General features: G+C 64.2%; 5 protein-coding genes and 1 pseudogene. 2 read left to right on the forward strand and 4 right to left on the reverse strand.

The genetic code is table 11. The features are described 5' to 3' along the window. Positions 1-67: 67 nt before the first annotated feature. A complete protein-coding gene (locus ACK543_RS14225) occupies positions 68-1,270 on the reverse strand; it encodes a M20 aminoacylase family protein (protein WP_409943494.1) in 1,203 nt (400 codons plus the stop codon). 529 nt (positions 1,271-1,799) lie between these two features. Here ACK543_RS14225 and argE point away from each other — a divergent pair. Both argE and ACK543_RS14235 read left to right on the forward strand, forming a co-directional pair. Next, positions 1,800-2,969 carry an acetylornithine deacetylase gene (argE, locus tag ACK543_RS14230; RefSeq protein ID WP_409943495.1) on the forward strand — a complete coding sequence of 390 codons (1,170 nt, stop codon included), beginning with the start codon at positions 1,800-1,802 and terminating at the stop codon, positions 2,967-2,969. A 119-nt stretch (positions 2,970-3,088) separates the two neighbouring features. Continuing rightward, a complete protein-coding gene (locus ACK543_RS14235; protein ID WP_409943496.1) occupies positions 3,089-5,185 on the forward strand; it encodes a molybdopterin-dependent oxidoreductase in 2,097 nt (698 codons plus the stop codon). Between the two features lie 119 nt (positions 5,186-5,304). Here the strand turns inward: ACK543_RS14235 and ACK543_RS14240 are convergent, their stop codons facing one another. The 3 genes and pseudogenes from ACK543_RS14240 to ACK543_RS14250 form a co-directional block, all read right to left on the reverse strand. Continuing rightward, the gene (locus ACK543_RS14240; protein WP_409943497.1) at positions 5,305-8,100 is read right to left on the reverse strand and encodes a DEAD/DEAH box helicase; all 2,796 of its coding nucleotides are present in this window, start codon (positions 8,098-8,100) and stop codon (positions 5,305-5,307) included. A 247-nt stretch (positions 8,101-8,347) separates the two neighbouring features. Continuing rightward, complete coding sequence (locus tag ACK543_RS14245; RefSeq protein ID WP_409943498.1) at positions 8,348-8,881, reverse strand: zeta toxin family protein; 534 nt, start codon at positions 8,879-8,881, stop codon at positions 8,348-8,350. Further along, positions 8,878-9,110: pseudogene (locus tag ACK543_RS14250) on the reverse strand (site-specific DNA-methyltransferase); the annotation flags it as partial. The pseudogene ACK543_RS14250 and the gene ACK543_RS14245, both read right to left, overlap by 4 nt.

The raw sequence follows: 9,110 nt of genomic DNA on the forward strand, positions 1-9,110 counted from the left end.
GGTTGATTGCTATGTTATTGATAGCAATAAAGCCCTACCCAACAAGCGTAAACGGCTGTTTTTTATCTTAACGTGACCCCGCCAGCCACTCTTCGGCCAGCCTGACCCAGTAGGTCGCGCCCAGCGGGATCAGGTCGTCATTGAAATCGTAGCTGGGGTTGTGCAGCGTGCAGGGGCCGCCGCCGTGGCCCATTTCGCGGTGAGCGCCGTCGCCGTTGGCAATGAAGCAATAGGCCCCCGGCTTGGCCTGCAGCATGTAGGCAAAGTCTTCTGCGCCCATGGTGGGCTCCTGGACCAGCACGCGCTCCGGGCCCACGATGCCCGCCATCACCTGGCGCGCAAACTCGGCCTCGGGTGCGGTGTTGATGGTGGGCGGGTAGTTGCGTAAGAACTCGAACTCGCAGGTCGCATCGTGCGCAGCGCAGGTGTGCTCGGCCACCTGTCGCATGCGCTTTTCAATCAGGTCGAGCACCTCCACCGTGAAGGTGCGCACCGTGCCCTGCAGCTCCACGCTGTCGGGCACCACGTTGGTGACCTCGCCCGCGTGGATCATGGTGACCGAGATCACGCCCGCATCCACCGGCTTCTTGTTGCGGCTGACGATGGTCTGGAAGGTCTGCACCATCTGGCAGGCAATCGGCACCGGGTCGATACCGGTGTGCGGCAGGGCCGCATGGCCGCCCTTGCCGCGCAGAGTGATCTTGAATTCGCTGGAGGAAGCCATCACCGGGCCCGGACTCACGGCAAAAGTGCCCGAGGGCATGCCGGGCCAGTTGTGCATGCCAAACACGGCCTGCATGGGGAACTGCTCGAAAAGGCCCTCTTCGATCATCACGCGGGCGCCGCCACCGCCTTCTTCGGCGGGCTGAAAAATCAGGTACACCGTGCCATCAAAGTGGCGGTGCCTGGCAAAGTGCTGCGCTGCGGCCAGCAGCATGGCCACATGGCCATCGTGGCCGCAGGCGTGCATCTTGCCCTGGTGGACGCTGGCATGCGCGAAGGTGTTGAACTCCTGCATGGGCAAGGCATCCATGTCGGCCCGCAGGCCGATGGCGCGGCCACAGGCACCGCCGTCGCGTCCCTGCACGATGCCCACCACGCCGGTCTTGCCCAGGCCACGGTGGATGGGAATACCCCACTCGGTGAGCTTTTGCGCGACCACATCGGCGGTGCGGACTTCTTCAAAGCACAGCTCGGGGTGCGCGTGAATGTCCCGGCGCACGGCCGCGATACTGGCCGCCTGGGTGACGATGGAATCGATAACATTCATGCTGTGTGTCCTTACGAGAGAACGTGGTGACGCATCCTTCAGTCTAGGAGCCTGTCGGACTTGGAAATCGTCGGCTGCAAATCGACCGCAGCGATCCATTTTTAACCGCCTTTTTGCCCCATAGCTCGGCTATGGGGCTGCAAATTCGGCAAAAACTGTCCTCGCTGGGGCCGATTTTCGCTTTCGACGCTCCAAGTCCGACAGGCTCCTAGGGCCTGTTCACACTATTTTTGTCAGTGCGAACGAGCCGAAAACCGCGCCAGTGTAGGCGCGTGACGACGCCAAGGCCAGGGCCTTGGCTAGGAGCGCAACAACCAGTGGCGCGGTTTTCGGCTCGTTCCCTTCGGGTTGCGACCCAAAAGGGCCATCCGCAGCGTTGCCAAGTCTCGCTGGGGTTGCGTCCCAGCTGCACTTGGCGCCTTGCGCCTGGCCCGTTTGAATCGCAACGCATCTGACAAAAATAGTGTGAACAGGCCCTAGCCCTATTAACCGCCTTTTGTCCGTCAGGCTCATGACCGGCCCGCACACCATGATCTCGCCCCAAGCCCTCGACATTGCGCAGACCCTGGTGCGCATGAACACGGTCAGCCACCAGTCCAACCTGGCGCTGATTCACTTCATCCGCGACCACCTGGCCGGGCTGGGCGTCACGAGCCGGCTGACCTACAACGAGGACAAGACCAAGGCCAACCTGTTTGCGACCTTGGGCGCGGGCAAACCGGCCGGAATCATCCTATCGGGCCACACCGACACGGTGCCCTGGGACGGCCAGGCCTGGAGCATCGACCCCCTCAGCGGCACCGTGCAGGACGGCCCCGAGGGCCCCAGCCTGTATGGACGCGGCAGCGCCGACATGAAGGCCTTCATCGGCATTGCCGTGTCGCAGGCCGAGCGGTTCCTCAGCAGCGATGCCCCGTTTGCCGTGCATTTTGCGTTCAGCTACGACGAAGAAGTGGGCTGCTTTGGCGTCAAGGAATTGATCGCCGACCTGCGCGATGCCAACACCCAACCCCTGGCCTGCATCGTGGGCGAACCCACCGGCATGATCCCCGCCATCGCCCACAAGGGCGTGTACCGCTACAAATGCTGCGTGCGCGGCAAGGAGGCGCATTCCTCGCTCACGCCGCAATCGGTCAACGCGATTGAGATGGCCGCGCGCGTGGTGGCTCGCCTGCGCGACATGGGTGAGGATTTCGAGAAAAACGAGCCGCGCTTTGCGGGCTTTGATGTGCCTTTTTCGACCACCAGCGTCGGTCAGTTCCACGGCGGCATCGCTGACAACGTGGTGCCACGGGACGCCGAGTTTCGCTACGAGTTTCGCGACCTGCCCACGGCCAACGCCGCGCAGATGCAGGCCGATGTGGTGGCCTATGCGCGGTCGCTGGAGCCGGGCATGAAGGCCGTGGCACCTGAGGCGGGCTTTGACTTTTCAACGATCTGCGAGATACCGAGTTTTCTGGGCAGCAAGGACGACGCCATCACCCGGCTGGCGCAGCAACTGGCGGGTGAGCAGCGCACCACGCTGGTGGCTTTTGGAACCGAGGCCGGACTGTTCAAGAACGCGGGTATTCCCACCGTGGTGTGCGGCCCGGGCAGCATCCAGCAAGCCCACCAGCCCGATGAGCACGTGAGCCTGGCCCAGCTTGCACGCTGCGAGGCGTTCATGCGCGGGCTGGCCGCAACGCGCGCCTTGGGCTGAAGCGCATCGCATCGGCAGCGCCCCTTCGCTCACCCCTTGGTGTCAGGTCCAACCCCGCGCGTCGCGCCTGACCATCGACATCTCGACCCACCTCGACGCAAAGATTTCAGGCCCAGGAAATGACGACTACTTTGACAGCAGGCCCACCAGAATTTGCAAGCAGCACCGTGCGTGGCGCCTGCCCCCATGACTGCCCCGATACCTGCGCCCTGATCACCACCGTCGAGGCTGGCGTGGCCACCCGGGTGCAGGGCAACCCGGACCACCCGCAGACCGGCGGTGTGCTGTGTGCCAAGGTCAGCAAATACACCGAGCGCACCTACCACCGCGAGCGCATCCTGACCCCGCTCAAACGCCATGGCGCCAAGGGCAGCGGGCAGTTTGTGCCCGTGGGCTGGGACGAAGCCCTGGCCGACATTGCGACGCGCCTGGCGGCCATTGCGCAGCACGCTGCCGAGGCGATCCTGCCGTACAGCTACGCCGGCACCATGGGCATGGTGCAGGGCGAAAGCATGGACCGGCGCTTTTTCCACAAGCTGGGGGCATCACAACTGGACCGCACCATCTGCGCATCCGCCGGGGCCGAGGCGCTGGTGCACACGCTGGGCGGCAAGGTGGGCATGAAGGTCGAGTTTTTTGCCGAATCGCAGCTCATCCTCATCTGGGGCAGCAACTCCATCGCCAGCAACCTGCACTTCTGGCGCTACGCCCAGCAGGCCAAGCGCAACGGTGCGCGGCTGGTGTGCATCGACCCGCGCAAGAGCGAAACCGCCGACAAGTGCCACGAACACATCGCCCTGCGCCCCGGCACCGACGCGGCCCTGGCCCTGGCGCTGATGCACGAGCTGATCGCCCACGACTGGCTCGACCACGACTACATCGCCCGCCACACGCTGGGCTGGGAGCCCTTGCGCCAGCGCGCCCTGCAATGGCCGCCCGAGCGCGCGGCCCAGGTGTGCGGTGTGCCTGTGGAGCAGATCCGCCAGCTGGCGCGCGATTACGGCACCACCCAGCCCGCCGCCATCCGCCTGAACTACGGCATGCAGCGCGTGCGCGGCGGCGGCAATGCCGTGCGCGCCGTGGCCTGCCTGCCCGCGCTGACCGGCGCGTGGCGGCACCGTGCGGGCGGCGTGCTGCTGTCCAGCTCGGGGCAGTTTCCCGCGCAGCGCGCCGTGCTGCAGCGCCCCGACCTGATGCCCGCCAGGACACCGCGCACCATCAACATGTCCACCATCGGCGACGACCTGCTGCGCGAGGCCTCACCCGCCTTCGGCCCGAAGGTCGAGGCCATCGTGGTCTACAACAGCAACCCCGTAGCCGTAGCGCCGCATTCGGGCAAGGTGGTGCAGGGCCTGGCACGCGAAGACCTGTTCACCGTGGTGCTGGAGCACTTCCGCACCGACACCGCCGACTGGGCCGACTACATCCTGCCCGCCACCACACAGCTCGAACACTGGGACGTGCACCTGTCCTACGGCCACACCGATGTGCTGCTCAACCGCCCCGCCATCCCACCCGTGGGGCAGGCCCGCAGCAACGCCCAGATCTTCCGCGACCTGGCTGCGCGCATGGGGTTTTCTGACCCCTGTTTTTCCGACAGCGATGAGGCCTTGTGCCGACAGGCCTTCGGCGATGCGGTGGACTTTGCGCTGCTGGAATCCCAAGGCTTTGCCACGCTGGCCGTGCCCGATGCGCCTTTTGCCGAAGGCCGCTTTCCCAGCCCCAGCGGCAAGTGCGAGTTCTTCAGCGCCCGCCTGGCAGCGCAGGGCCTGGACGGCCTGCCCGACCACCTGCCCAACCACGAACTGGCGGGCACCAACGCCCGCTACCCGCTGGCCATGATCTCGCCGCCAGCGCGCAACTTTTTGAACTCGACCTTTGTCAACGTGCAAAGCCTGCGCGACATCGAGGGCCGCCCGGTGCTAGAGATCCACCCCGACGACGCCGAAGCACGCGGCATTGCCAACGACGCCGTGGTGCGCGTGTTCAACGACCGCGGCAGCTACCTGTGCCACGCCACCGTGTCGCGCCGCGCGCGGCCCGGTGTGGTCCACGGCCTGGGCATCTGGTGGCGCAAGCTGGGGCTCAATGGCACCAACGTGAACGAGCTGACCAGCCAGGCCCTGACCGACCTGGGCCGCGCGCCCACGTTTTATGACTGCCTGGTGGAGGTGGAGGTTTGCAACACGCCTGTTGCCACCGGAATCACCGCCTGATGTCCAGCACCGTGATATTCAAAGATATCACTATAAAAATAATAGCGTCGAGCGCTTGATGGACAAGCGCGAGCCGCTATTTATCATCAAAATCCGAGCCTTACACTGCCCAGACCGGCTCAGCCGACCGCCACCTCAAAGCGCAGAAAGTCGTTCAGCGTTTTGTCCGCCGTGACCTGCTCATGGGACACCAGCAGGTACTTCCAGGGCTTGCCGCCCACGGCCCGGGTGTGGTCTGTCGCGTTCTTGCACCACAGCGCCCCCGCCTGCGCCTTGGCCTTTACCTCCGTGCTCTCCATTTCTTTGCTGGCCTTGGTCTCCACCATCAGCACATGGTGCGCCGTCTCGGCCACAAAGTCGGGCACGTATTCCGGCTGCTCGGCTCCCAGCTTGTAGAACATCTGAAACTGGCCCTTGGCAGGCTTGAGCCACTTGTCAGCATCGCGTTCCAGCAGCACCGCAAACTTGCGCTCGGTGTCTGAATCAAACTTCTGCAGCGGGTACAGGCAGCGGCTGAATCCGCCAAACACCATCTGTTTGATGCGCCCCAGGTCTTCAGGCGTTTCGCGGTAGTCGCGCACCACCTGACCAGCGCCCACGGTGTAGGTCGGCGCCTTCAAGGCCGTGAACCCGCGCCGCACGTCCACGGTGTAGCCCTCCGAGGCCGACTCCTCAAAATGCGCGTGCATCTGCGCATACACGTTGCGGGCAATCAGCTGGCGGTCCAGGTCCAGCACATTGCGCACCTCATCCTCGTCTTTGAGGTAGCTGCGCAGGTGCGCCACCACCTGCCCCGCCAGGTCATACAGCAGGCCGGCCTGGGTGTTGTAGTCAATGTCGTCGTAGTCGATCATCGCGTGCACGATGTAGTCCTCGGGCCTGCGCTGCGTGCCCCCGCTTTGCGCTGACAGGGTGAACTGCTGGCGGTTGCCCAGGTTCTGCCCCACCAGAGAGCGGTCCTTGGGCTGCAAGTGCAAGCCACTCACATCCAACGCAAAGGGCTTGAAGCCGCTGCGCACCTCGCCCTGGGGGGTCACCACAATGCACGGAATATCGATGGTCTTTTGCACCACCGCCTCTACCGTGCGGCGCACCACGGCCTGCAGGTCCAGCTCGGCGGCAGGCGCTTCGGCCAGTGCCAGGTCTGCCTGCGCAGGCGGCAGTTTTTCGCGCACCGCCTCGGCAATGCGGGCTTGCAGCTCGGTGTTCAGCAAGGCCTGGCGGGTGGGGGCTTGCTCTGGCCTGGCTTCGTAGGTGCCCAGCACCTCCATCACCACCGCTGCGGCCTGGCGCTCGCGCTCTGTGGCAAACAACGGGGCGGGTGCGGTGCTACCCGGCAAGGGCTGGGCGGCACCAGCCGCCACATGGCTCGCTGCATTGCCCACTGCGTGGCCGCCCACAGAACTCACCACAGAGCCCACCTGCGCTGCACCATCTGCCAACCCCAGCGCCTGCGACAGGCTCGGGGCCACGGTCACGCTCTGCGGCGGGCCGTCGCCATCCTCGGGGGCGTCCAGCAAAAAGGTCTTCAGGCGGATGGGCGAATCGGCCTTGTTGGCGTCGTCAATGATTTCCTGAAACCGGTCGTGCGCAATGATGCTCAGCCGGTCCACCGCATCCACCCCCGTGCGCTTGCCATACGGCAGGCGCAAGCCCCGGCCTATGGACTGCTCCACCAGCGTGCGCGCGTTGGCGGCGCGCAGCGGCACGATGGTGTAGAGGTTGGTCACATCCCAGCCCTCTTTGAGCATATTCACGTGGATGACGATTTCGGTGGGCTCGTCCACACTCTCCACCGCCAGCAGCTTGCGCACCATCTCTTCCTCTTCCGCGCCGGTTTTACTGCTGTCCACCTGGATCACCTTGTTGCGGTAACGCCCGGCAAAAAACTCGTCCGACTGCAAATGCGCCAACAGGGCCGAGGCGTGGGTGGTGTCCCGCGCAATCACCAGCATGAAGGGCTTGACCTCTTTCACGCCGTAGGTGCGGGCATAGGTCTTGAGCTCCACCTTGGTGGCCTCGTGCATGCGCACGCCGTCTTGCAGCTTCACGCGCTCCAGCTCTTCGGGCGGCATGGTCTTGGCGTCAAAGTTGCGCTGGGTCACCACCGCAGGCTCTTTTACAAAGCCGTCGTCCATGGCACGGGCCAGCGGGTAATCCATCACCACGTTCTTGAAGGGCACCGGCCCCTTGGTGGTCTCCACAAACGGCGTGGCCGTCAGCTCCAGGCCCAGCACGGGTTTCAGGTCGTTGATGGCGCGCAGGCCCGCCGTGGCGCGGTAGCGGTGCGACTCGTCCATCAGCAGCACCAGGTCGGGCAGGCTGGCCAGGTAGTCAAAGTAGCTTTGGCCGATGTATTCAGACAGCCGCTTGATGCGCGGTGCCTTGCCCCCGCGCACCTCGGACGTGATCTTGGCAATGTTGAAAATATTGATCGTCACCGGCGAGAGCAAATCGCCCAGCGCCTGGGCCCGCTCCTCGTAGTTGTTGCCCGTGATGATCTCGGGCGGGTAGGCCGCAAACTCGGCAATGCCCTTGAACACGTACTTGGGCGTGTTGGGCGTGAAATCGCCAATCAGCTTGTCGTAAATCGTCAGGTTGGGGGCCAGCACAAAAAAGTGCTTGATGCCGTGCGCCGCATACAGGTAGCTGATGAAAGCGCCCATCAACCGCGTTTTGCCCACGCCCGTGGCCAGCGCAAAGCACAGCGAAGGAAAGTCGCGCTCAAAGTCTTGCAACGTGGCAAATTGCCCTTGCTGCACCTTCAGCACCTCGGCCACCTCTGCGCCGTCGCGGCCGTGCTTGAGCATGAGCGGGCTGGCCTCCAGCGCGGTAGCAAGCCGCTTGAGCGACTCGGCTTGTGGAGCCCGCAGGCTCAGGCGGCCGGTAATGGCATTGACTTCACGTTGCCCCATTCTGGGTATCCCTTGACTTTGTTTTTTCAGTGGCAGTGCTATTGCGTCGAGGCACTATTGCCAGGCGACAAACGCACCACCTGCCCCCCGCGCGCAACGATCAGGTCCGTGCCTGTCTGTTGGGCCACCTGGCGCGCACGCTGCGCAGCACGGCGTATGGCGGCTTGCGCGCCTTGGAAATCCGCATTCGTGCCCGCAGGGCTTGGCCCATGGCTTGCAATCGGCTCATTGGCTGGCTGAGGTTTCGTCATGGCTTTGCACTCCAGTCCATCAGTTGGGGCTCGTCGCCCGCGTTGTCATACACCGCCCACTGGTCTACCAAGGGCTGGTACACCGTGTGCAAAAGCTCCAGCCCCGCTGCAAAGCGGCGCCGAATGGTGTCTTCCGGAATATGGTGCCCACCTTGGCGCACCCGTTCCGCTACACGCTGCACTGCCATATCGGCATTCGGCAGACTCAAGAAAAACAGCTCCACCACATACCCTGCCCGCCGCCACTGCGGAATCTGCCGTGCATACGCCCGACCCGACAGCGTGGTCTCAAAAGCAAAACTCTCAAGCCTAGCCACGTGCTGCGCAATCGCCTGCAGCATCAGCCGCCCTGCCTGAATGGAGGCCTGCTCCGGGGCGAAAGGTGACAAGCCAGCGGCAATCAGGTCTGCATTCACAAACGTGGGGCACGCCGCTTCATTGGGCAAAAACTCACGCGCAAACGTAGTTTTGCCAGCCCCGTTCGGCCCGGCAATGATGATGATTTTGGGCTGGGCGGCTGGCATGGTCATGCCCCACCCCCAGCAAAAAGATCATCCTGCGCAGGCTCTGTGGGCGTCTTTTGTGCCATGGGCAGGTTGGCCACGTTCAGGCTGTAGTCGTCGTGGCCCCACTCGCAGCGGTCTTTCACCATTTTGGGAATTTTCTTGATGGTGAGCTGGGGCCAGCGCTGCGCGGCCTGCGCTGCCGTCACGCCCCGGTAGGCACCGCAGCACACCAGCAGGCTGCGCCCGGGCCCCA

The sequence above is a fragment of the Acidovorax sp. genome (assembly GCF_046341535.1).
Classification (GTDB): Bacteria; Pseudomonadota; Gammaproteobacteria; order Burkholderiales; family Burkholderiaceae_C; genus Acidovorax.